The sequence below is a fragment of the Staphylococcus epidermidis genome, from assembly GCF_006742205.1.
Taxonomy (GTDB): domain Bacteria; phylum Bacillota; class Bacilli; order Staphylococcales; family Staphylococcaceae; genus Staphylococcus; species Staphylococcus epidermidis.
On the sequence record NZ_AP019721.1, the window covers coordinates 1,434,867 to 1,459,175 of the forward strand.

Below are 24,309 nucleotides of genomic sequence, written 5' to 3' on the forward strand. Positions count from 1 at the left end.
ATTAATTATTATGTCGACGTTGCTGTTCTAATTTATTTAATTCTATTTCAACATCTAGTCGCTCATAATCTTCCTCATTAAGCCTTTTAAGGTCAGCAATGAGCGTTCTCTTTATTTCATCTAGAGTAATACGTGTTTGTTCTAATTTTAGCTTTTCATCTTGCGACTTACGTGGCATTCTTGCAAGACGTGTATACGAGTCTACTAAGTTAAGTGCATTATCCAAATGAGAATAGAAAAAGCTTTCAACTTTAAAAAACATCGCGGGTCTTTGCTTAATGCTTGTATGAATAGAACGAGAAATTCGATATATATCATTTACTTGTCTAAAATCTTTGATTGAACGAATATTAATAAATGACTTTAAGATATTTCTAATTTTAGTATGTGCATGATGAAGCTGTGATTGAACATATCTGTAATCTCTTCTTGATAAACCAATTTCATTAAGATACTTTCGTGAAGTGAGCCTTTGCGTAGGGAAGTATGATGCAATGAAACTACCAAAACTGATAAGCATGTCTATAATGAATGATAAATCCAACGCAAAAACAGTAATAAGCCAAACAATAAAGGCCACTGGTATACCCACTAACACTCCAAATATACGTGAAATGTTATATCTCAAGTGTCATCTTCCTTTATATTAAAGTCTTATATTATAAACCTAAATTGTCTTAAACTCTGATAAAGATTCATCAAGGTCTAATTCTTCAATATTGTAATTAGACACTTGTGAAGCCGGTGAAGCACCTTGGATTACAGAATCAATAAACTGTTCTAATTCTGTATCGTCGCCCTGAGCATATATATCTACGTAGTCCTCAACATTTTGGACTGTACCTTTAATATTAAATTGATGAGCAATACGTTGCGTGTAAAATCTAAATCCTACACCTTGTACTGTACCAAAAACTTGAATATGTTTACGTTGCATAAAATCACCTCTTGTCTTTATTATACGTATTTTAATTGTAAAAAACTAATATTTGCTATTCAAAAAATTGTTTATATCACAAGGCTTGAAACTTGATTTTAAAACATGAAAAGTTAAAATTATTGATGTAGCTTTATAGTAGGGAAGGGGAAATTAATATGTGGACAGTAGTCAAGATCAGGGCTGACTACGAAGGTTGGTGGCTATTTGAGGATTGGCCACAAAAAATTGTGGAACAATCAGAATTTACTACATACGACCAAATGTTGGATTATTACATAAATGTATTAAACCATAGTAAGAAATGTTACGACAATTATGTAGTAGGCAAGTATAATATACATGCTTTTTACAACAATTGTGATTTAAACTTTTGTGAAGACTGTGAGGAAGATTTACAAATATTTTATAGTTTTATTATTTTAAAAAATAATGAGGTTTATTTTAATCTTCCAAAAATAGATTGAATGATAATTTTCTATAATTGTATTGCAATTTAGCTATGACTAAACTATAATGATTATTAAGCAATTGTTTTATTCCATATTGCAAAGAATATTTGATTTATATTAAATTTTAGACATGTATTTTTTGTAATATGCGAATAATGCATATTGAAAGAATTTAGTCTTGGAGGTTTCAGAATTATGAAACAAGGTACAGTTAAATGGTTTAATGCCGAAAAAGGTTTTGGTTTCATCGAAGTTGAAGGAGAAAACGACGTATTCGTACACTTCTCAGCAATTAACCAAGAAGGATACAAATCATTAGAAGAAGGTCAATCAGTTGAATTTGAAGTAGTTGAAGGCGATCGCGGTCCTCAAGCTGCAAACGTTGTTAAACTATAATAAATAGATTGTAATCATTGACTTTAACTAACACCTTACCAAGCAGTAAGGTGTTTTTTATATCAATACATACCGTATCACAGAAGGAAATTGATTTTAATTTCTTTCTGTTTTTTTATCCCCAAAATAAGAATTATGAGTATCTCATTATTTTTGCATGTCTGTGTCTAAAGACAAGCAAAACTTTCGTTAAATAATATAGCCTGCAATATATTTTTTATTGATTTATTAATGTAAACTCTTTATAATTTAAAAAGATAAGTAGGGGGGAAGGAGACATTGTTATGCCAAATCCTTTTAAATTATTGCAGGTTTCAATTGGTCGTTTTTATTTTGGTTACCGTGGTCGTTTCATTAAATGGTAAATTTTAAAATTGAAAAATTAAGACTAAATAATTTATTCATATCACTAAGTATTGTTATTATTACTACTATTGTACTAAATATAAGCATTGGAATAATAGCATACCTTAAATTATCTGAATATTGTGAATTTTTATCGATGATTCTTTCTCTTATAATAAGTTTTATAATAATACCTACTTTTCTCTCTTCAATATTTAATTATAAAACTAATCCATTTAAATTGTTAACTATAAAAATTTACTTTAATATTTTATAATCTTATTAATTTTAATAGTTTATGTTGATGATTATAAGTTAATCATATTTTATTTCTTTATAGCTTTAGGGGAAGAAATTTTATTTAGGGAAGTAGTATTTAACATTTTGCTAAATAACTTCAGTTTATTAACTTCTATTTCTATTGGTTCTTTACTATTTGCTTTAATCTTACATCTCAATGAGTCATTAGAATCTAATCTATTAATAAGATTTCCCTCAAGTATAATTTTGTATGTTATAAGATATAAATTCAAACTTAGTTTTTCAATTATAACTCATTGGATATATAATATTTTTATTGTAGTAATGAGATGATTTTCATGAAATCAATATTATTATCCCTATTTTTAAACTGTTTATTTTTCTCAATTTTAACTCTTTTAGAATTACGCATTGATGTTTACTTGGCAAATTTATTAATTATTTTAGTCCCATCTATTACATCAGCTATCTTAATTATTTTCACTTCAAAAATGAAATTATATTTATGGTTAAATGTAATTTCAAACCTAATTTTTTACATTATTTATAGTAAATATATCATGCATCTAGATGGTTATCTATCCTATATCGAGAGGGCGCAAATCAATAATAGTGATATAGAAATTAAAATATCTCCAAATATGCTTGAATTATCTCAGATTATCTTTTTATTTTTTGTTTATTTAATACCTCAAATGATTGTAGTTTTTATTAAACATAAAAGAGGTGAAATCAATGCTAGAATTTAGAAATGTGTATAAATCTTTTAAGAAGAAAGAAGTATTATGTGATGTTAATTACAAATTATCTGCTGGAGAAAAGGTTGGTCTTATAGGTTCTAATGGGTCTGGAAAATCAACATTAATGAAACTTATAGCTAAAACTCAATTACCATCTAAAGGAAATGTTTATTTTAACAATATAGATATACATAAATCTCACAATATGATAAAAGATTTTTCTTTCATGATAGGACAAATATATTATCCTGAGTTAAATGCAAGACAAAATATTGAAAATTACCTAAAAATTAATAATAAGATTAGCTATATAAGTGAAATTCAAAAGATGCTAAACATTGTAGGTTTAGAAGATATTGAAAAGAAGGTTAAAAATTATTCGTATGGAATGAAACAAAGACTTTGTTTAGCTATTTGTTTAATTACCAAACCAAAAGTAGCTGTATTAGACGAGCCATTCTTAGGTTTAGATCCGCTTGGGGTAAGGGAATTAAATAATATCACTGAGAAATATTCAAAAGAAAAAAACACTTTATTTTTAATATCTAGTCACCAGTTAAAAGAATTAGAAGATCTTTGTGATAGATTTCTATTACTCGAAAACCATCAAATTAGAGAAATTGACTTACATAATAGAATATTCACTCAAAAGTTAATATTCAAAAATACTTTAAACAATGCTCCAGAACTAAAGGCTAATTTCAATTTCATTAAAAAAATTGATAGCAATTCAATAACAATTATAAATAAAGATGAAGAAGTAGATCTTACAAATTTACTTAATTTAGTAGGTAAAAATCCCTTAATAAAAATTGAAAGTAATGATAATCTATTATCTTCATATTTCTATAAAGAGTAGGTAATATTATGTTTAAATTTAACTTCTTTTATATTTCAAAGATTCGTGCAACTTGGATGCTTTACCTCATTGGGATTTATCCTCTCTTGATATTCCTAGCTGAATTACTTAATAGTAATTTTCTTTCATTATCAGCAACTCATAAGAATAGTGTAAGCTTTTTAGAATTATTTATCGCAATATATGATACTCAACAAAAAGTAATGCTATCACTTATAATTATTGGATATTTATCTTCTTTATTATTTTATAGCGAAATTAGCACAGGAAGACTATTGTTTTATAAGGATCAAAGTCGCTACAAAATTTTTAATTCTAAATTAACATCTATTATTTCTAGTTACTTTATATTCTTATTCATTTTATTATTATCAACGTTAGTAGTTTATTTGTTTTATGTTAACAACCATGAATATTCATCTCATTCTTTTATGTTAAATAACTCAGAATTAAATCATACTCTAATCTTAAATCTTCTTGGAATCTTTTTAACTGATTTATTCTTAATTTTCTATGTTGTTATTTTTTCTGTGAAATTTAATTCTGGGATAACTATTATTAGTATGATTTTATGTTACGTGGTCATAAAGATTACAGACAATATTAATAAAATCAAGTTTTCCCCTTCAAATTTCACAAATTTAGATACCGATAAAAGTTTTATTTTCAACTTATCAATAATGAGCTCTATTACTATTGTTTATATATTCATTATTTACCTCTTAGCAATTACGATTTTCAGAAAAATTCAATTTTAAATTTCATTTAATTTAATGTAAGTATAAACGCCTCGGATAGATATACTGTACCTATCCAAGGCGTTTTCAAATAGTTTTTAATCGAAATCATATTGATAGTAGTTGAGCTTTTACTCGCTCACTTTTTAGAATTATTTCGTATCATTAATAATTAACTGTCTCAATGATTGACGTTTAATCACTTCACGTGCTTTTCCATCTTTCAAGAAAAATACTGGAGGTTTTTGCATTTGATTATAATTTGAAGCCATTGAATAATGATACGCACCAGTAGAAAGTATTGCTAGGTAATCACCTCTATGAACAGAAGAGGGTAATGGGGCATCTCGTACGATAATATCACCAGATTCACAGAGTTTACCTGCAATTGTTACAGATTCATTAGCTTTTTCATTTCTGTTAACTAACAACGCCTCATACTGTGCACCATAAAGTGCAGTTCGTATGTGATCACTCATTCCGCCATCAACTGATACATATTTATTAACTCCAGGGATATCTTTAATTGTACCAACCTCATATAAAGTGATACCTGCTTCTCCAACAATTGAACGGCCAGGTTCTATCCCAATTTCAGGAATATTGTACTGCAATGCTTGCGCAGTTTCTTTAATAGCTTCAGTAATTTCAGATATTCCTTGCTCAATAGGGAAACTTTCATCTCCTTCGACATATTTAATTCCGAAACCACCGCCTATGTTTAGTAAACTCACTTCAATTCGTTCACTTGCTAACCAATTAAGCACAATTTTAGCTGTCTTAATCATCGGCTCAGTGCCTTCGATTTGAGAGCCAATATGGAAATGTATACCTTTAAGTTGCAAATGTTTCGTTGCTTTTACTTTATTAACTGCATTTAATGCTAGACCGTGTTTGATTGATAATCCAAATTTACTATCTTCCTGTCCAGTTTGAATAAATTCATGTGTATGGGCTTCAACCCCAGGATTTACACGTAATACAACATCTACATTACTATCAGCATATTTATCAATAAGCTCTATTTCCTCGAGCGTATCCACTACAAAATAACCAATCTGATTATCTAATGCATATTGAATCTCGCGTTTCGTCTTGTTGTTCCCATGGAAGTGAATACGTTTCGAATCAAATCCTGCTTCAAGAGCAGTATAAAGTTCACCTTCAGAAACAACATCTAATTGTAAATTTTCTTCATCAATTAATTTAACCATCTGAATACAAGTGAAAGCTTTTGAGGCATAAGATATATTGTAGCTTAAACCACTTGCTTCAAATGCTTTATGATATCTTCTTATCTGATTACGAATTTGGTCTTCATCGTAAACAATCGAAGGTGTACCAAAACTTTGTGCAATAGTTTTTAAGCTTGTACCTCCCATTGTCAGTTCGCCATTATCATTATAATTAACTACCATTTATAAATACTCCTTCATAAGAGAATCGTGATTCATTGCGCTTAATTGTTCTGAATTTGCGCCAACACCTTTAAATGTAAATTCATCTATACGTATATCCTTATTATATAATATGACTTCGTCTTGTGCATGAACTTCGTCATCAACTTCAATAAACATATGACTCATCATTAGTGCTCTAATTGGATATCGCTTGCCATTAATTATAGCTTCGTGTTTTGCTCTTGATTTTAGAATACCATCGCCATAACCTATATCAACAACAGCTAATTGAGTGTGGTCATTCTTTACTTCAAAGGCGAAACTATATCCACAATAATCACCTTTATTTACATCACGAACTTGTATAACATTACCTTTAACAGTCAAAGATTGAGTAATGCGTTCTTCATTTATAAGACTATATGGTCTTGAACCATAAAGGGCAATTCCAACTCTAGCATGAGTGTGATGAGGAAGTAACATTTGATTCTCACGAAAATAACTTGCACTATTTTGTGAATGTATCATATCAAAATGATAATTTTCATTTAAAAGTGTATTTATCAAGTTTAACCAAGCATCACGTTCCATTTTATATTCATCTACGTCAAATTCGTCTGCATACCCAAAATGCGTCCATATTCCTGAAATAATCATTTTATCTTGATTATTTTGATCATGATCTTTTAAAACTTCACGTATTTCTTCGATATTTCTAAAACCGGAACGATGTAATAAATTTTCATATTCTAAATGTACATGAATGCCTTTTAAATCTTGTTTATATTTATAATAATAGTTTAAAGAGGGGAGTGTCATATGAATATCATAACGTTTTACTAAATCAAAATCATAAACAGGATTCATTAAAAATATAGTTGCTTCAGGTGCTATTTTTCTAACTCGTATAGCTTCATTTAATGAAGTTGTGCTAAATGTATTAATTTCCGCTTTTAAAAATGTTTTCACTGCAAACTCAAGTCCATAATGATATGCATTGTTTTTTACAACTGCCATTATTGGTTCGTTATTTTTTACTTTTACTGCATTCTGATAAAATGCTTCTGTGTCTAATGACCAAATTGCTGTCAATTGCTTTACACCTCTTTATAATTTCTTAACAAATGCTCGTAATAATTTACAACGTCAATTAATATTTTCTCATCAAAATTAAGATGGGCAGTATGAAGACCAGTCACAAAACCTTTTTCATTGTTTTGTGTACCAACAAATACAAAATATGAAGGGGCAAGTTGTTGACCATAAAAACTAAAATCTTCACCGAACAGGAAGGGTAGTTTTTTTTCAACTATTTCTAAATTTGCACCTTTTATAGCGTTCTCAACGGCTTGACGTAATTGTGGATGATTCATTGTTGGTGGATATCCTTCTTCAAATTTAACCTCACATTCAACATTAAATAATAATTGAACACTTTTCGCAATTTTATGCATTTGGTGTTTTACAATAGCTAAATCTTCTGTGTCATATGTACGAATTGTACCTTCAAGATAACCATGACTCGGTACTGTATTAATAGCTTCACCAGCTTCAAAATGACCCATATGAATAATGTTACGTTTCAATCCATTCAAATGAAATTGTTGGATTTGGCCGATTTGACTTAAGACATGCTGTAACCCCTCACCACATGAATGACCTTGCTCCTTATCAGCAACATGACTAGATAATCCTTTTAAAAAGAAGCGATATTCAGTGGCACTTGCAGTGATTTCTTCATCTCGAATTACAATTTTACCTTCTTTTTCAAACGGATTAACGTGAAAACCAAACACCGCTTCAATAGGGTACTTGTCAAAAGCGCCAGCTTTGATTAAACGATTAGCTCCTCCACCGGTTTCTTCGGCAGGTTGAAATATAAACACTACATTATGAGGTAATTCAGATTTGTCATACAATGCTTTACACCTTTTAACAAAAAGCATAAGTGCTGTCGTATGACCATCATGACCACACGCGTGCATGACATTATCATTCTTACTTTTAAAATCAATATCATTTTCTTCATAAATTGGTAACGCGTCTATATCTGCTCTGAATGCAATAGTGTGGTGACTATTACCTTCCAAATAAGCAATAACACCAGTTTTAAGTGGTCGGTCGTAAGGTACGCCTAAATCCTCTAAAAATGATGTTATATACGATGTCGTTTCAAATTCATGTAAACTTAATTCTGGATACTGATGTAAATGTCTTCTGTGCAATGTAACGAATTCTAACTCGTTCATAAAATTATCCATCCCTTATATAACTATTTCTTTAATATTTCAATGTGTATCATTCTATAATAAAAAGGCGAAATTAATGATTAATGCATCATATATAAATTAATCATTGGATTCCACCTTGAACATATTTTTTTATCTACACAATTATTCTATGTCGTTATTCATTATTTAATTTACGCAGTGCAGACACAATCTCACGTTTTGAGTCTTGAACTTCTGAAGTTTGTTTAATTACTTTAGCAGGCGTACCAGCAACTACAGCTCCAGCTGGCACATCTTGAGTTACAATAGCTCCAGCTGCTACAATAGCACCTGCACCAACGCGTACACCTTCAAGAATAACAGCATTTGCTCCAATTAAAACATTGTCTTCAATGACAACTGGGGAAGCACTTGGAGGTTCAATGACACCAGCTAAAACAGCACCTGCACCAACATGAACATTTTTTCCTGTTGTAGCTCGTCCACCAAGTGTTGCGTTCATGTCTATCATTGTTCCTTCTCCTACAATAGCTCCAATATTAATCGTAGCACCCATCATAACCACAGCACCATCTTCAATGATTGCTTGCTCACGAATAAACGCACCTGGCTCAATACGAGCATTTGTGTTTGTTAAATCTTTAAGCGGTATAGCTGAATTACGACGATCCATCTCAATTTCTAATTCAGTGATTAATGAATGATTTTGTTGATAAAATTGTTTCCATTCATCTGCTTCACAGAAAATTACTTTTGAATGTTCAGAGCCAAAAACTTTAAAAGATTCTGGGAATGTGACATTTTCAAAATGACCATTTACATAAACTTTGAGTGGTGTTGATTTCTTAGCATCACTAATATATTGAATGATTTCTTGAGCTGATAAATGTTGTACCATAAGTTGAATAACTCCTTTGATTTATAGATTATTAAAAGTATAAAAACCTGGGTTTTTGTGAATTAATTTTTCTGCAGCGCCAATGGCACCATTTGCAAAGATATCTTTTGATTGTGCTTTATGTGAGATAGTAATTGTTTCATCAGTACCTGCAAATAATATGTCATGTTCCCCGACAATCGTACCACCACGAACAGCATGTATACCTATCTCATCATGAGTTCTCTTCTCAGTTTTTTCGTGTCTATCATAAACAGGTGAGACATTGTCACGTAATTCTTTAATGACATCATACAATTTAACTAATGTGCCACTAGGAGCATCGACTTTTTTATTATGATGCGCTTCTGTTAGTTCGATATCGAAATCTTGTAGTAGGGGAACTGCAGTTTCTAATATTTTAGTTAATGCATGGACACCGTAACTCATATTTGCACTAAAAAATACAGGTGTTCTTTGACTTAGCGTTTCCAATTTTTGTATTAACGTTTCTTTTTCACCTGTAGTTGCTATGACAAGAGGCAAATTGAATTGTTCTTCTAATAGAGGAAAGAGCAATTCAGGATTTGAAAAGTCAATAGCAACATCAGCTTCTTTACATTCACTAATGTGTTGATATTGTGAATAAGGTGTCGACGCTTTTGAAGTTCTATCTATAACTCCAACAATTTCATGACCTTTATCTTCAGCTAATCGTGCAACTCTTTGATTCATTGCACCATATCCAATTAATAGTATGTTCATTATTGTTCACCTGCTTTAAATTGTTCAAATGCTCGTTCAACTTGTTTACATTGTGCTTCTTCTAAAGGCACTAATGGTAATCTCACTTCGTAGTGACCATAACCCAAATATGCGGTAAGAACTTTAATAGGTATTGGGTTAACGTCAAGTGACAACGCTTCTAACAATTTCTCGATAGGTTTAAAGTAATTAGTAATATCGGTTTCATTTTGTCTTTGGTCATATAAATATTGAAATTCTTGTGGAATTACATTCGCAATTACAGAGATGACACCATTACCTCCACGTTGATAGAACTTCACAACATTGTCGTCATTCCCACTATATAATGCAAATTCATTTGTATTAATACGTTGTTTTACTTGATCAAAATAATCAAAATCATTTGTCGCATCTTTTAAAGCAACGATATATGGATTATGACTGAGAATTCCAACTGTTTCTGGTTCTATCGTCATATTTGTTCGTGATGGCACATTGTAAAGAATTACTGGTAATTTCACTTCATTTGCGATTGTCTCAAAATGTTGAATTAAACCACGTTGATTCGTTTTGTTGTAGTAGGGCGTAATCAACATGACTGCATCTGCACCAATTTCTTTAGCACGTATTGAAGCTTGAATTGATTTATACGTATTATTAGTGCCAGTACCCGCAATAACAGGAACGCTATGATTCACGAGTTTAACTACTGTCGCCAATACTTTCTCTTTTTCTTCGTCACTTAATGTAGGACTTTCTGCTGTAGTGCCATTCACTATAATTGCTTGAATATTGTTATTTAAAAGAAATTGAACATGTCTTTCTAATGCGTTGAAATCAACCTCATTATTGGTAAAGGGAGTCGCTAATGCTACACCAACGCCTTCAAACATGTGTGTCATATTATCTTGCTCCTTTCAAAGTTAAAATTTGTTCTAACACTTGAACTGCATTTAATGCTGCGCCCTTGAGCAAATTATCAGAGGTACACCATACATGGAACGTATTTTCAAGAGAGTCATCTCGGCGGATACGTCCTACAAATACTTCATCTTTGCCAGTAGAATGAATGGCTAATGGATATTCATTTTTACTTGGATTATCTACAAGAACAACACGTTGATCTTGTGCAAATAATTCTTGTATCTCTTTAACTGTAGTGTCTTGATTTAAAGTCACATCGATTTCAATACTGTGACTATCTTGTACTGGTACACGTACACATGTGGCAGTCACTTTTAAGTCTTGGTCGTTGAGAATTTTTTTCGTTTCATCAATCATTTTTTGTTCTTCTTTTGTATACCCATTTTCAAGAAAAACATCTATATGTGGTAATACATTATTGTAAATTGGATACGGATATGCTTCAGGTTCTTTTCCATTAGCACCTTCAGCTAAATCTCTTTTACCTTTAACACCAGAACCTGATACGGCTTGATAAGTCGTATAAGCGACACGTTTTAAACCATATGCATCTTGTAAAATTTTAAGAGGTACAACTGATTGAATTGTAGAGCAATTTGGATTAGCAATAATACCACGTGTAAATTGAGGCTCATTCACTTCTGGAACAATTAAATCGACATCTTCAGCCATTCTCCATTGGCTAGAATTATCAATAACAATGGCTCCAGCCGCTTCAAATAGTGGAGCAAAGTGCTCACTTGTGCTACCTCCTGCACTCATTAAAACATAATCAAAATGTTCACTTGCTGCTTCATCAGTTAATTCTTGAACAGTATACAATTGTCCTTGAAATTCAACTTTTTTTCCTGCTGAGCGAGCAGAAGAAAATAATACTAATTCATCAAAAGGTATTTGTTTTCGATCTAGTGTCTCTAACATTTTTGTTCCAACTAATCCGGTTGCTCCGGCTACTGCTAATCTTGTCATAATAAATAGTCACTCCATTCTTAATATTGGTAATTTTTAGAAAATTTATAATAAATATATCATATGAATACTAAATTTCGAAGGCATGATACAATTCTTCTACTGCTTTTTCACCATTTTCTTCGTCTATTACATAAGAAATGCTAATTTCCGATGTCGTCGTTTGATAAAATGGAATATCTGAATTGATAAGTGTCGTAAAAGCTTTTGATGCTACTCCTGACATATCTCTCATACCTGATCCAATTAAAGATATTTTGACATATGCTTCATTAATTTTATAATCAAGTGCTGAAAAGTGTGTTGATAAATTTTCCAGAATTGAAGAAATTTGATGTGCATCACTATCTTTAATTGAAAAAGATAATTGTAAACCTTCTAAATTTACAATTTGAGAAATCATATCAACATTTACAGATTCTTCTTCCAATGCGGTAAACAATTGTGTCAGTAACTGATTATCCGGTAGGGGATAACTTATCGTGACGTGCATCATGTGTGTATCCAATGCGACACCAGTTACTGCTTTTTTCTCTAATAAATCACTTTTAGACATAATCCATGTTCCTTTCACATTTGATAACGTTCTTCCTAAGTAAAGTGGAATATCATAATTCTTAGCTAATTCAACACTTCTCGTTTCAAGTACACCTGCACCAAGCGCGCTCATTTCCATCATTTCCTCATAAGAGACATATTCTAAACGCTTCGCTTCATTATGTATTCTAGGATCTGTTGCATACACACCATCAACGTCAGTGTAAATTTCACAAGGTGTCTGATTACTTGCTGCTAAAGCTACAGCTGTTGTATCAGAACCACCTCGTCCAAGTGTAGTAAGTTCGAAATCTTCATTTATACCTTGAAACCCAGCTACAACTAAAATGTCATGATTTTTAAAAGCCTCATTAAAAATATTAGGATTAATTTCTGCTATTTTACTTTTTAAGTGATGTCCTACAGTCTTAATGCCAGCTTGATAACCTGTCATCGCTTTAGCATTTACACCTATATCATTGAGTACCATAGAAAGGTAAGAAACCGTTTGTTGTTCACCCGTTGTTAATAGCAATGCAAGTTCTTGATCTTTAGGGGTAGAAGTAAGACTTGATACATTATTCATCAATTGATCAGTTGTCTTACCCATAGCACTGACAACAACGATTAATTCTTCACCATCTTCAATGCGTGTTTTAAGCATTTCAGCGATATTTTTTATTTTTTTAAAATCACTGACGGAAGAACCGCCAAATTTTAAAACACTTCTATTCAATTTCAGTCCTCCTATAATTAGAGGAGACATACACAGTATAAAAAAGAACAAGTTCGGAATGCCGAACTTGTTCTACATTTATGTACAAGTGATGCACTCCATTATTTAATAATAATGACAAACTTATAGCTCTTAACCATTAAGTCCAACGATTCATAACTGCTATTATGAATCATTTCGGCATCTCACCCTTTTAACTCTATAATTGTTAGCAGACAAATTATCTAAAGTTTACTCATGATTGATGCGCCTCATCAAAATCTTATTCAATTGATATGTTTTCATTATACATAGACAATATATCTATGTAAACCAATATTTTAGATTTTTTAAAATATACTGAAAATTTAAGGGTGAATTCACACGATAAGTCATTTTTATAAATTTAATACGCTTATTACAAATTAAATAGCTTATCTAGATTTTCTAAGTATTAGTATTTCAAAGTATATATTTTTAATTTTTTCAATGTTAAAAGCTTATAGCTGAGACGATAACAATAATTAATCTAATATTCATACCGAATAAAGATTAAACTTTATATAAACAAAGAGCCCGGGACATTGATAAATATCCCAGACTCTTGTGTAAATGTTAAAACAATTATTAATTATTTTGTAATACACCAATTTCTTGTAAGTATTCCTCATAAGGTACTTCTTTAGAAAGGGCACCAGCTTGATTCAAGTCAATCACTCGATTTGCGATTGTATTAATAAATTCAAAATCATAAGAAGTGAAGATGATAGAACCTTTAAATGATTTTAATCCGTCATTTACAGCAGTGATACTTTCCAAATCTAAATGGTTTGTTGGCTCATCAAGTAAAAGTACGTTAGCACTTGATAACATCATTTTACTTAACATGCAACGTACTTTTTCTCCACCTGAAAGCACGCTTGCTTTTTTCTTAACTTCCTCACCACTAAATAACATGCGACCTAAGAAACCACGTAAAAATGTTTCAGTTTGTTCATCTTCTGGAGCGTATTGACGTAACCATTCAACTAAATTCATATCGACACCATCAAAGAACTCAGAGTTATCTTTAGGGAAGTAACTTAAAGATGTCGTTACACCCCATTTAAATGTACCTTCATCTGGTTCCATTTCTCCAGCTAAAATTTTTAACAATGTTGTTTTAGCAATTTCGCTATCACCAACTAAAATAGCTTTATCATTAGGATTCATAGTGAATGAAACATTGTCTAGTACTTTTTCGCCGTCAATTGTTTTAGAAAGATTTTCTACTGTAAGTAAATCATTTCCAATTTCACGTTCAGGAGTAAATTTCACGTAAGGGTATCTACGAGATGATGGCTGGATATCATCTAATTCAATTTTTTCTAATTGTTTCTTACGACTTGTTGCCTGTTTAGATTTAGAAGCATTTGCTGAGAAGCGTGCGATGAAATCCTGTAACTCTTTCATTTTTTCTTCTTTTTTCTTATTTTGTTCTTGTGCCATTTTTTGTGCTAATTGACTTGATTGATACCAAAAATCATAGTTACCAACATAAAGTTTAATTTTGCCAAAGTCTAAATCAGCAATATGAGTACAAACATTATTTAAGAAGTGACGGTCATGCGAAACGACAATGACAGTATTTTCAAAATTAATTAAAAAGTCTTCTAACCAACTTATTGCTGGTATATCTAAACCATTGGTAGGCTCATCTAGTAAAAGAACGTCAGGATCACCAAATAAACTTTGAGCTAACAATACCTTAACTTTTTGATTATTTTCAAGTTCAGACATATTTTTATCATGTAAGTCAGGTTCTATGCCTAATCCTGATAATAAGTTAGCAGCATCAGCTTCAGCATTCCAACCGTTCATTTCTGCAAATTCTCCTTCAAGTTCTGCAGCGCGAATACCGTCCTCATCGCTGAAATCAGGTTTCATATAAATTTCATCTTTCTCTTTCATCACTTGATACAAACGTTCATGTCCTTTAATCACAACATCTAAAACACGTTCATCTTCATAAGCAAAATGATCTTGTTTTAACACAGCCAAACGCTCATCTTTACCTAGAGATACATGACCAGTCTGTGAATCAATTTCGCCTGATAAAATCTTCAAGAATGTAGATTTCCCAGCACCATTTGCACCAATTAATCCATAACAATTACCCTCTGTAAATTTTATATTTACATCTTCAAATAGTTTACGATCACCAAAACGTAAACTTACATCAGTTACTTGTAACATTCATCTGCTCCTTTTTGGTTATTCTAACGGAAAAATTATATCATATAATAAGTAGAGTTTCGACCTGACAGTTAAGCTAATGATAGAATACGTAACTCGTGTTATAATTAATAAGAATTTTATAGATACGAATAAAGTTTATTAAATTAAATCTAACTATTTAATATAGAAGAAAGTAAATGAAATTGAATAATAATAGATTAAGGAGAATAGAATGGCACTAGATAAAGATATAGTAGGTTCAATAGAATTTTTAGAAGTCGTAGGATTACAAGGGTCAACATATTTACTTAAAGGGCCAAATGGTGAAAGTGTCAAACTCAATCAGTCAGAAGTTGCTGATGAAGATAATTTTGAATTAGGTGAGGAATATAGTTTTTTCGTTTATCCAAACCGTTCAGGAGATTTATTTGCGACGCAAAACATGCCTGATATTACAAAAGATAAATATGATTTTGCTAAAGTTATAAAAACCGATAGAGACGGTGCACATATTGACGTAGGACTTCCTCGTGAAGTCTTAGTTCCATGGGAAGATTTACCGAAACTTAAAGAACTTTGGCCTAAAGCAGGTGATTACTTGCTAGTTACTTTGAGAATAGACAGTACGAATCAAATGTTTGGACGATTAGCTAGCGAAACGATTGTTGAGTCAATGTTCACCCCAGTAAATGACGATAGCAAACAAAACGAATATATTTCTGCACGCGCTTATAGATTACTCAGAGTAGGTAGCTTCTTATTAAGTAATGAGGGTTATAAAATCTTTGTTCACGAATCTGAACGTAAACATGAGCCTCGGTTAGGTGAGGCAGTAGAGGTCCGAATTATAGGTCATAATGAAAAAGGTGAATTAAATGGTTCGTTTTTACCATTAGCTCATGAACGCCTTGATGATGATGGACAGGTCATATTTGATTTACTTGTTGAGTATGATGGTGAATTACCTTTTTGGGATAAATCTAGTCCTGATGCAATCAAAGAAGTCTTTAATATGAGTAAAGGCTCGTTTAAACGTGCAATCGGACATTTATATAAGAAAAAGATAATCAATATAGAAACAGGAAAAATCACTCTTACCAAAAAAGGGTGGAGCCGTGTAGATGATTAAAGATAATGAAATTAATTAATATACTTAATTAATGTAGATTCTTATAGAATTCGTTGACTCATCATGAAAAAAATTCTAAATTACAGTATTTATAGCATTCTATATTTTGGGAAACTTGTCTGACACAAAAAAACTTAATATAAGCGTACTTTTAATTAATTTAATCATAAGATTACCTATACGTCATACACACTTGAGATATCAACTGATAACTCAAGTGTTTTTTTATGTTTAACACTTATTTAAAAAACTAAATGATATATATTTTAAAGTGCTTCATTTAAAAGAACTAAATTACTCATAAACGTACGTATTTAAATATTTAATATGACCTTAAAGGACCAGTTTAGATACTATTTATTATAATTCTCTTTCCATTTTAATGATTCCCAATTTATCTTCTATTCATTCAATCAAGTATTTTTATTCTTTATAAAACTATGTTAGCAAATTAAATTTTAATACACGTTTCATTAATTCAAATCCCATTCTTAACAAAAAATTTACAATAACTCTATTTTGATTTAATAAAAGATATGTAACATGAGAACTGTAAGAAATACATATACCATTATAGGTTATTTACATTAGGAGGATGTTTCAATGAAAAAGTGGCAATTAGTCGGTACTACTGTATTAGGAGCTTCGGTTTTACTTGGCGCTTGTGGCGGAAATGATGGAGGTTCAGGAGACGGCAAAGATCTTAAAGGTTCTGCTAAAGGTGAAGGTTCGTCCACAGTAGCTCCTATCGTTGAAAAATTAAACGAAAAATGGGCTAAAGATCATAAAGACGCCAAAATTTCTTCAGGTCAAGCCGGTACAGGTGCTGGTTTCCAAAAATTCATTGCTGGCGAAACTGATTTCTCAGACGCTTCAAGACCTATTAAAGACGAAGAAAAGAAAAAATTAGAAGATAAAGGGATTAAATATCACGAATTCAAAATCGCACAAGATGGTGTAACAATTGCGGTTAATAAAGATAACGACTTTGTTAAAGAATTAACTAAATCACAATTAAAAGATATTTACTCTGGTAAAGCTAAAACATGGAAAGACGTTAACTCTAGTTGGCCAGATAAAAAAATCAATGCTGTTTCACCTAACTCAAGTCATGGTACTTACGACTTCTTTGAAGAAGAAGTTATGGACAAACAAGATATCAAAGCTGAGAAGAACGCTGATACTAACGCGATCGTATCTTCAGTAACTAAAAACAAAGAAGGTATCGGTTACTTCGGTTATAATTTCTACGAACAAAATAAAGATAAATTAAAAGAAGTTAAAATCAAAGATGACAATGGCAAAGTTACAGAACCAACTAAGAAAACAATTCAGAACGGTTCATACGCACTAAGCAGACCATTATTTATCTACGCTAAAGACAAATCATTAAAAGACAATAAAGTAATGTCAGAATTCATGAAATTTGTACTTGAAGATGAAGGTAAAGCAGCTGAAGACGCTGGTTATGTAGCTTCACCTAAGAAAACTTATAAATCTCAATTAGATGACTTAAAAGATTTTTTAGATAAACATCAAAAATCTGATAAGAAAGACGACAAAAAATCAGAAGATAAATAATGAATATTAAGGTAATAAACACCTAGGGTTGGGAATTTTTGAAAGGGTATCAGACAAAGTGGTCAATGTGCCACTTTGTCGAACCCTTTTCAGCTTTGCAGATAATGAGTAAATATTCTATTAAATATGAATGAACTCATTTTCTCATAAAAGCAATTCCCACTCTTTTTTTTAAATTATTTTGGGAGATAAGAGAGAGGGTTTTACATGGCTTCACAAACAAAGGTGAGAGAAATGATAGCTAAGAATAATGCTAAAAAGGGCGGGCTAAGTGATAAAATTGTCCCAATTATTTTAGCCATTATTTCAGCTATATCTATATTAACTACAATTGCTATTTTATTTACACTTTTAACCGAGACGATTACGTTTTTCACACGAGTGCCATTATCTAAATTCTTTTTATCTGGTACTTGGAACCCAACTGGTTCATCACCAGAATTTGGAATTTGGGCACTCATCATCGGCACATTGAAAATTACTGTTATTGCTACAATCGTAGCAGTTCCGATTGGTTTAGGAGCAGCTATCTACCTTAATGAATATGCATCTGATCGTTCACGTAGAATCATTAAACCAATATTAGAAATTTTGGCTGGGATTCCTACAATTGTATTTGGCTTCTTTGCTTTGACATTTGTTACACCTATATTGAGAAATCTAATTCCTAACTTGGGAGAGTTTAATTCAATCAGTCCCGGTATTGTTGTGGGTATAATGATTGTCCCTATGATTACAAGTATGAGTGAAGATGCAATGTCATCTGTACCTGATAAAATTCGTGAAGGTGCATTTGGATTAGGCGCAACTAAATTTGAAGTCGCTACAAAAGTTGTATTACCAGCTGCGACTTCTGGCGTTGTTGCTTCAATTGTATTAGGTATATCAAGAGCAATAGGTGAAACAATGATCGTTTCTTTAGCTGCTGGTAGTTCACCAACATCATCTCTAAGTTTAACTAGTTCAATTCAAACGATGACAGGATATATTGTTGAAATTGCTACAGGTGATGCAGCATTTGGTTCTGATATTTACTACAGTATTTACGCTGTAGGTTTTACACTTTTCATTTTCACTTTAATTATGAATTTATTATCACAATGGATCTCTAAACGATTCAGAGAGGAGTATTAATATGTCTACACATTCAAATACTGCTAACAAAACATTGATTGATAAAGATGCCGTAGAAAAAAATATTTCTTCTCGTGATAGGAAAAACTCGGTAAACAAATGGTTATTTTTATTATGTACATTAATTGGGCTCATTGTTTTAGTAGCACTATTAATTCAAACTTTCGTTAAAGGGGCGGGACATCTAACTCCCGAATTTTTCACTAATTTTTCATCTTCAACACCAGCAGATGCTGGTATTAAAGGGGCTTTAGTAGGTTCTATTTGGTTAATCTTAAGTATTATTCCAATTAGTATCATTTTAGGAATAGGTACAGCAATTTATTTAGAAGAATACGCAAGAGACAATATTTTTACACAAATCGTAAAGGTGAGTATATCTAATTTAGCTGGTGTTCCTTCAATTGTTTTCGGTTTACTAGGTTATACATTATTTGTAGGCGCGGCAGGTTTAGGTAATAGCGTGCTAGCCGCTGCGCTTACAATGTCACTACTAATCTTGCCTGTTATTATCGTTGCTAGTCAGGAAGCTATCAGAGCAGTTCCTAGTTCAGTCAGAGAAGCATCATATGGTCTTGGTGCTAATAAATGGCAAACAATTAGAAGAGTTGTTTTACCTGCAGCATTACCTGGTATTTTAACAGGTTTCATTTTATCTTTATCACGCGCATTAGGAGAAACAGCACCACTTGTAATGATAGGTATACCTACGATACTTTTAGCAACACCAAGTGGATTACTCGACCAATTCTCTGCGTTACCAACTCAAATTTATACATGGGCAAAAATGCCTCAAGCAGAATTCCAAAACGTTGCATCAGCAGGTATTATCGTTCTACTCGTTATCTTATTATTGATGAACACTGTAGCGATACTTCTTCGTAATAAATTTAGTAAAAAATTCTAATCAAAATTATAAGGGAAATGCATTTTTATAAATAAACGTTATTGACCTATAACATCACATCTAGGTCTCAATATATAAAGGAGTTTTTAATTATGGCTAATTCACAAGTAGCAGAAAAAGAGAAACTAGACGCACAAACAAATAATCAAGACTCAGTTGCCACAATAGTAACTACTGAAAACAATAAGAAAAATACAATTCCAGACAGTGAAAAGAAGATTGTTTATTCAACTCAAAATCTAGATTTATGGTATGGAGAAAATCATGCGTTACAAAACATTAATTTAGATATATTGGAAAATAATGTAACTGCAATAATCGGACCTTCTGGATGTGGTAAATCTACATACATCAAAGCTTTAAATAGAATGGTCGAATTAGTTCCATCTGTGAAAACTGCAGGTAAAATTTTGTATCGTGACCAAAATATATTTGATGCAAAGTATTCTAAAGAAAAGCTACGTACTAACGTTGGAATGGTCTTTCAACAACCTAACCCATTCCCTAAGTCAATTTATGATAATATTACTTATGGCCCTAAGACTCACGGTATTAAAAACAAAAAAATTCTAGATGAAATCGTAGAAAAATCATTACGTGGCGCTGCAATATGGGATGAATTAAAAGATAGATTGCATACAAATGCTTATGGATTATCAGGTGGACAACAACAACGTGTTTGTATAGCTAGATGTTTAGCAATTGAACCAGATGTCATTTTAATGGATGAACCTACATCAGCATTAGATCCTATTTCTACGTTAAGAGTTGAAGAACTTGTACAAGAATTAAAAGAAAATTACTCAATTATCATGGTTACGCACAACATGCAACAAGCTGCGCGTGTTTCAGATAAAACTGCTTTCTTCTTAAATGGATATGTCAATGAATATGATGATACTGATAAAATCTTTTCAAATCCTGCCGACAAACAAACTGAAGATTATATATCTGGTCGTTTTGGATAAGATGCAATGGCAATTATTAGACAAAAATATGAAGGTCAGCTAGATGGATTAATTAAAGATTTACGGCGTCTTGGTCTTCGTGTATATTTTAATATTAACAATGCACTAGTATCTTTAGGGGAAGAAAAGAAATCATTCGCAAGACAAACCATTGAGAAAGACAAAGAAATTAACCATTTAGATCATGAAATTAACGAGAAGGTAATCATGCTAATTACGAGACAACAACCTATTGCCAAAGATTTACGTATGATGATGGCAGCACTCAAAATCTCTACTGACTTTGAACGAATGGGGGATAATGCTGCTAGTATCGCTCATATACGTTTAAGAGTTAAAATAAATGATAACTATGTGTTTACACGTTTAAAAACCATGGGTAAATTAGCGATGCTCATGTTAGAAGATTTAAATAACGCTATTAGAAATAAAGATTTACCACTGATAAAAGAAGTCATTGAGAGAGATGAAGATATTGATGATTTATACGTTAACATCGTCAATACCAGTTACTTAATTGATAATGACCCATTCGTAGCTGGTCAAGCACACTTAGCAGCTAGACACTTAGAACGAATAGGTGATCATATAAGCAATATTGCTGAAAGTGTTTATTATTATTTAACAGGCCAACATTTTGAAACTTTTGATTAAATTATCAAATCCTATTGTATATCTATAATGAGCAACCCCACCTGAATTTTATGCCACAATTTCAGGTGGGGTTTGATATTTTTCTTTAACTTTTTATGAATTTTCTTTTATTTGATATGTTAATACTTCTAATTCATCTACTAAATTTGAAATATAGTTAATTGTCTCTTTTAAAGGGGCGTCAGTCGTAATATCAACGCCAGCTATTTGCGCCAATTCAATTGGAGATTGACTACCACCAGCTTGTAGCGTTTTTAACCAGCGATCAACAGCAGGTTGACCTTCTTTCTTGATACATTGTGATACAACTGTACCAATTGTCAATCCAGCAGAGTACGTATATGAGTACAATCCCATATAATAATGTGGTTGTCTCATCCATGTTAATTCAACCCCATCTGTCATTTCAACAGTGTCACCGAAAAATGCTTTATAAGTGTTCAACATTATTTCATTTAGCAGTGGGGCAGTTAATGACTCTCCATTGTCGACTCGGCTATACACTTCACGTTGATAAGCTGCTTCTAAAAGGTGGGTAACCATATTATGATAATAAGTTCGAGATAAAATCGAACCAATAACCCAACGTTTAAATCGAGGATTATTACTACTATTAAATAAGTAATTTGCCATCAACATTTCATTCATTGTGGAAGGTGCTTCTACAAAATACATAGACGCTTCAGATTCCAACAAATTTTGATGATTCTGCGCTAATGTAAAATGACCTGCATGTCCTAATTCATGCGCAAGAACGAATGTTTCAGCCATTTTCCCAGTCCATGAAATAAATACATATGAATGTGTAATGTATGGACTTGCACAATATGCTCCAGTATCTTTTCCTTTATTCTGAGCAAAATCAATCCAACGGTAATCATAGGCAGACTCTAACATTTTGACATAATCATCACCAAGTACTTTGAGCGCTCCATAAATGTATTTTTTCGATTCTTCAATTGATATTTCTGGTTCAAAGTTAGGGTCTATTGAAATTTTTAAATCCTCAAATCGCATTTTATCCAGGTTATGTACACGTTGAATAATTTTTGCATACTTTTGCATAACTGGGGCTAAATCACTCATAATGACATCAATTTGTCTATCGAACATATCTTTTGTTACTTCTTGATCTTGTAGTAGATAATCAATAACAGAATCATATCCTCGTAAATCCGCTTCAATCTTTTCTTGTTGGACTTGCATATTATATGTTGCGGCCGTCGTATGTTGATATTGTCGTAATGCATCACTAAAAGCTCTAAAACTTTTACGTCTAAATTCAGGAGATGGATGATCTTCATATTCATTTTCAAATGTTGCATAATCCAATGGATAGGTAACACCCTCATAATCAAACGATTCAAAATTAATATCCAAACTCTTTGTAGTACCATACAATTCAAACGGACTTCTCAATGTTGGTGTTAATGTAGCTAATACTTTTTCAACATCAGCAGATAATTGATAAGGCTTACGATCTTGAAGTTGTTTAATAAAATGAGGGTATTTTGTTTGAGACCTCAATTCGCTTATTATCTCATCGGGTAACTCCAAAATCTCGGAATCAACAAAAGATAATAAACCAGCAAGTTTTCCAGAAGTCGTATTAAGTTTTGCGTTAACTTTTTGTGCTTCTTCATTAGACGTATCAACGCTTAATCTAAGTTCTGGATAATTATATAAACGATCTATTTCTATAAGTATCCTTTCATATTCATCTAATGCCTTTTCTATTGTTTCTATGTTATTAAGTTTCTGATAATATGTATGATTAAAATCTAAAGACATTTGTACTACTTGTTCCAATGTTTGATAGAATGCTTGATCACTTGTAAATAAATCTTTCAAATCCCAAGTTTCTTTTACCGGAACTTCTTCTCTCAAAGGTAAACCTTCACTCATTTATGACACTCCTTTATAAATCATTTAATGACATTATACTAAAATTCAATAACAAACTCACAAAGGACGCCTAAACAGATGATGTGTAACATTTAGTAATGTTATAATTAGTTTAATCATATTATGAGTATTAACATATTCTTGTTAAATAAATAATATTAAAAAATGATTACTTCTTAAGTCTGAATGATATTATATTAATAAGTTGTATAATAGTAACTAAATATTACTTATAGGAGCACGTGCAATGACAATATTTGATATGCCAAACTATTTGTGGATTACCATTCTTGGTATGATTTTATTAACTGTATTTTACACACTTGTATTAAATAAATGGTTCCAGTCTGCAATCATTACTTTTGTAGTTTTAGCAGTACTTGCCTTTTTTATACCAAATTTTCAAAACATTTCATATCAACCACTGCTTGGATATGCAGGATTCTTAGGCATAATGAGCTTAATCATAAGCTTTCTTATTTGGTATTTTTCTAGAAACTGGAGAAAAAATCGTAGAAAAATAAAATTGGAAAAAGAGATTCGCAAATATGATGATGAAGAGTCACTTCGTCGTCATAAATAACAACTTTTCAACTTTGCTACCATCTTATCTTAAGCAAAGTTGTTTTTTATTTCTTTTTTATCTCTTTTCCTATTAATTTAAAAAAAGTCATACTATAATAGATT

At 31.5% G+C, this 24,309-nt stretch carries 24 protein-coding genes, 1 pseudogene and 1 riboswitch; of the genes and pseudogenes, 13 read left to right on the plus strand and 12 right to left on the minus strand.

The genetic code is table 11. The features are described 5' to 3' along the window. Window position 1: 1 nt before the first annotated feature. The gene (locus tag FNL83_RS07030; protein ID WP_002476740.1) at window positions 2–628 is read right to left on the minus strand and encodes a 5-bromo-4-chloroindolyl phosphate hydrolysis family protein; all 627 of its coding nucleotides are present in this window, start codon (window positions 626–628) and stop codon (window positions 2–4) included. Between the two features lie 39 nt (window positions 629–667). Then, the gene (locus FNL83_RS07035) at window positions 668–937 is read right to left on the minus strand and encodes an acylphosphatase (RefSeq protein WP_001831190.1); all 270 of its coding nucleotides are present in this window, start codon (window positions 935–937) and stop codon (window positions 668–670) included. Between the two features lie 158 nt (window positions 938–1,095). Between FNL83_RS07035 and msaA the strand changes: the two genes are divergently transcribed. The 6 genes and pseudogenes from msaA to FNL83_RS07065 all read left to right on the plus strand — a co-directional run bounded on the left by msaA (window position 1,096) and on the right by FNL83_RS07065 (window position 4,748). Beyond that, window positions 1,096–1,404 carry a regulatory protein MsaA gene (gene msaA, locus FNL83_RS07040; RefSeq protein ID WP_002439708.1) on the plus strand — a complete coding sequence of 103 codons (309 nt, stop codon included), beginning with the start codon at window positions 1,096–1,098 and terminating at the stop codon, window positions 1,402–1,404. 180 nt (window positions 1,405–1,584) lie between these two features. Next, window positions 1,585–1,785 carry a cold shock protein CspA gene (cspA, locus tag FNL83_RS07045; protein WP_001831260.1) on the plus strand — a complete coding sequence of 67 codons (201 nt, stop codon included), beginning with the start codon at window positions 1,585–1,587 and terminating at the stop codon, window positions 1,783–1,785. Between the two features lie 358 nt (window positions 1,786–2,143). After that, window positions 2,144–2,724, plus strand: a pseudogene (locus FNL83_RS07050) (lysostaphin resistance A-like protein). A gap of 5 nt (window positions 2,725–2,729) precedes the next feature. Then, window positions 2,730–3,140, plus strand: coding sequence for an Msa family membrane protein (locus tag FNL83_RS07055; RefSeq protein ID WP_001830954.1), 411 nt, complete (start codon window positions 2,730–2,732; stop codon window positions 3,138–3,140). Then, complete coding sequence (locus FNL83_RS07060) at window positions 3,127–3,990, plus strand: ABC transporter ATP-binding protein (protein WP_002456525.1); 864 nt, start codon at window positions 3,127–3,129, stop codon at window positions 3,988–3,990. The genes FNL83_RS07055 and FNL83_RS07060 overlap by 14 nt, the downstream gene beginning before the upstream one ends. Before the next feature lie 8 nt (window positions 3,991–3,998). Next, window positions 3,999–4,748 carry an ABC transporter permease gene (locus FNL83_RS07065; RefSeq protein WP_001831136.1) on the plus strand — a complete coding sequence of 250 codons (750 nt, stop codon included), beginning with the start codon at window positions 3,999–4,001 and terminating at the stop codon, window positions 4,746–4,748. Window positions 4,749–4,879: 131 nt separating this feature from the next. On the opposite strand, the gene lysA is transcribed toward FNL83_RS07065, so the two are convergent. From lysA to FNL83_RS07110, 9 genes are all read right to left on the minus strand, one after another. Continuing rightward, a complete protein-coding gene (gene lysA, locus FNL83_RS07070; RefSeq protein ID WP_001831198.1) occupies window positions 4,880–6,145 on the minus strand; it encodes a diaminopimelate decarboxylase in 1,266 nt (421 codons plus the stop codon). Next, on the minus strand, window positions 6,146–7,219 hold the full coding sequence (locus FNL83_RS07075) for an alanine racemase (protein ID WP_001831203.1): 1,074 nt from the start codon (window positions 7,217–7,219) through the stop codon (window positions 6,146–6,148). Between the two features lie 5 nt (window positions 7,220–7,224). Further along, a complete protein-coding gene (locus tag FNL83_RS07080) occupies window positions 7,225–8,376 on the minus strand; it encodes an amidohydrolase (protein WP_001832789.1) in 1,152 nt (383 codons plus the stop codon). Window positions 8,377–8,533: 157 nt separating this feature from the next. Then, window positions 8,534–9,256, minus strand: coding sequence for a 2,3,4,5-tetrahydropyridine-2,6-dicarboxylate N-acetyltransferase (gene dapD, locus FNL83_RS07085; RefSeq protein ID WP_001830955.1), 723 nt, complete (start codon window positions 9,254–9,256; stop codon window positions 8,534–8,536). 21 nt (window positions 9,257–9,277) lie between these two features. Further along, entirely contained in the window at window positions 9,278–10,000 is a 723-nt protein-coding gene (gene dapB / locus FNL83_RS07090; RefSeq protein WP_001830951.1) for a 4-hydroxy-tetrahydrodipicolinate reductase, read from the minus strand. Continuing rightward, window positions 10,000–10,884, minus strand: coding sequence for a 4-hydroxy-tetrahydrodipicolinate synthase (gene dapA, locus FNL83_RS07095; protein ID WP_001831141.1), 885 nt, complete (start codon window positions 10,882–10,884; stop codon window positions 10,000–10,002). The genes dapB and dapA overlap by 1 nt, the downstream gene beginning before the upstream one ends. Before the next feature lies 1 nt (window position 10,885). Next, a complete protein-coding gene (locus FNL83_RS07100; RefSeq protein WP_001831123.1) occupies window positions 10,886–11,875 on the minus strand; it encodes an aspartate-semialdehyde dehydrogenase in 990 nt (329 codons plus the stop codon). A gap of 70 nt (window positions 11,876–11,945) precedes the next feature. Next, window positions 11,946–13,178 carry an aspartate kinase gene (locus FNL83_RS07105; protein WP_002456528.1) on the minus strand — a complete coding sequence of 411 codons (1,233 nt, stop codon included), beginning with the start codon at window positions 13,176–13,178 and terminating at the stop codon, window positions 11,946–11,948. A gap of 53 nt (window positions 13,179–13,231) precedes the next feature. After that, window positions 13,232–13,411: riboswitch (Lysine riboswitch) on the minus strand. A gap of 343 nt (window positions 13,412–13,754) precedes the next feature. Further along, on the minus strand, window positions 13,755–15,362 hold the full coding sequence (locus FNL83_RS07110; RefSeq protein ID WP_001830940.1) for an ABC-F family ATP-binding cassette domain-containing protein: 1,608 nt from the start codon (window positions 15,360–15,362) through the stop codon (window positions 13,755–13,757). Between the two features lie 214 nt (window positions 15,363–15,576). Between FNL83_RS07110 and cvfB the strand changes: the two genes are divergently transcribed. From cvfB to phoU, 6 genes are all read left to right on the plus strand, one after another. After that, window positions 15,577–16,473, plus strand: a complete 897-nt coding sequence (gene cvfB / locus FNL83_RS07115) for an RNA-binding virulence regulatory protein CvfB (protein ID WP_001831239.1) — start codon at window positions 15,577–15,579, stop codon at window positions 16,471–16,473. Window positions 16,474–17,076: 603 nt separating this feature from the next. Next, window positions 17,077–18,054, plus strand: a complete 978-nt coding sequence (locus tag FNL83_RS07120; protein WP_001831206.1) for a PstS family phosphate ABC transporter substrate-binding protein — start codon at window positions 17,077–17,079, stop codon at window positions 18,052–18,054. Between the two features lie 207 nt (window positions 18,055–18,261). Then, window positions 18,262–19,188, plus strand: a complete 927-nt coding sequence (gene pstC, locus FNL83_RS07125) for a phosphate ABC transporter permease subunit PstC (RefSeq protein ID WP_001830936.1) — start codon at window positions 18,262–18,264, stop codon at window positions 19,186–19,188. Between the two features lies 1 nt (window position 19,189). Continuing rightward, window positions 19,190–20,095 carry a phosphate ABC transporter permease PstA gene (gene pstA, locus FNL83_RS07130; RefSeq protein ID WP_001831209.1) on the plus strand — a complete coding sequence of 302 codons (906 nt, stop codon included), beginning with the start codon at window positions 19,190–19,192 and terminating at the stop codon, window positions 20,093–20,095. Between the two features lie 92 nt (window positions 20,096–20,187). Then, on the plus strand, window positions 20,188–21,063 hold the full coding sequence (gene pstB, locus FNL83_RS07135; RefSeq protein ID WP_001831097.1) for a phosphate ABC transporter ATP-binding protein PstB: 876 nt from the start codon (window positions 20,188–20,190) through the stop codon (window positions 21,061–21,063). 6 nt (window positions 21,064–21,069) lie between these two features. Beyond that, a complete protein-coding gene (gene phoU / locus FNL83_RS07140; RefSeq protein WP_001830968.1) occupies window positions 21,070–21,717 on the plus strand; it encodes a phosphate signaling complex protein PhoU in 648 nt (215 codons plus the stop codon). A 93-nt stretch (window positions 21,718–21,810) separates the two neighbouring features. On the opposite strand, the gene pepF is transcribed toward phoU, so the two are convergent. Further along, window positions 21,811–23,622 (minus strand): oligoendopeptidase F, encoded by a 1,812-nt coding sequence (gene pepF, locus FNL83_RS07145; RefSeq protein ID WP_001831236.1) that lies wholly within the window; start codon window positions 23,620–23,622, stop codon window positions 21,811–21,813. 247 nt (window positions 23,623–23,869) lie between these two features. On the opposite strand from pepF, the gene FNL83_RS07150 reads away from it, so the two are divergent. Next, entirely contained in the window at window positions 23,870–24,205 is a 336-nt protein-coding gene (locus FNL83_RS07150) for a hypothetical protein (RefSeq protein WP_001831305.1), read from the plus strand. Window positions 24,206–24,309 lie beyond the last annotated feature (104 nt).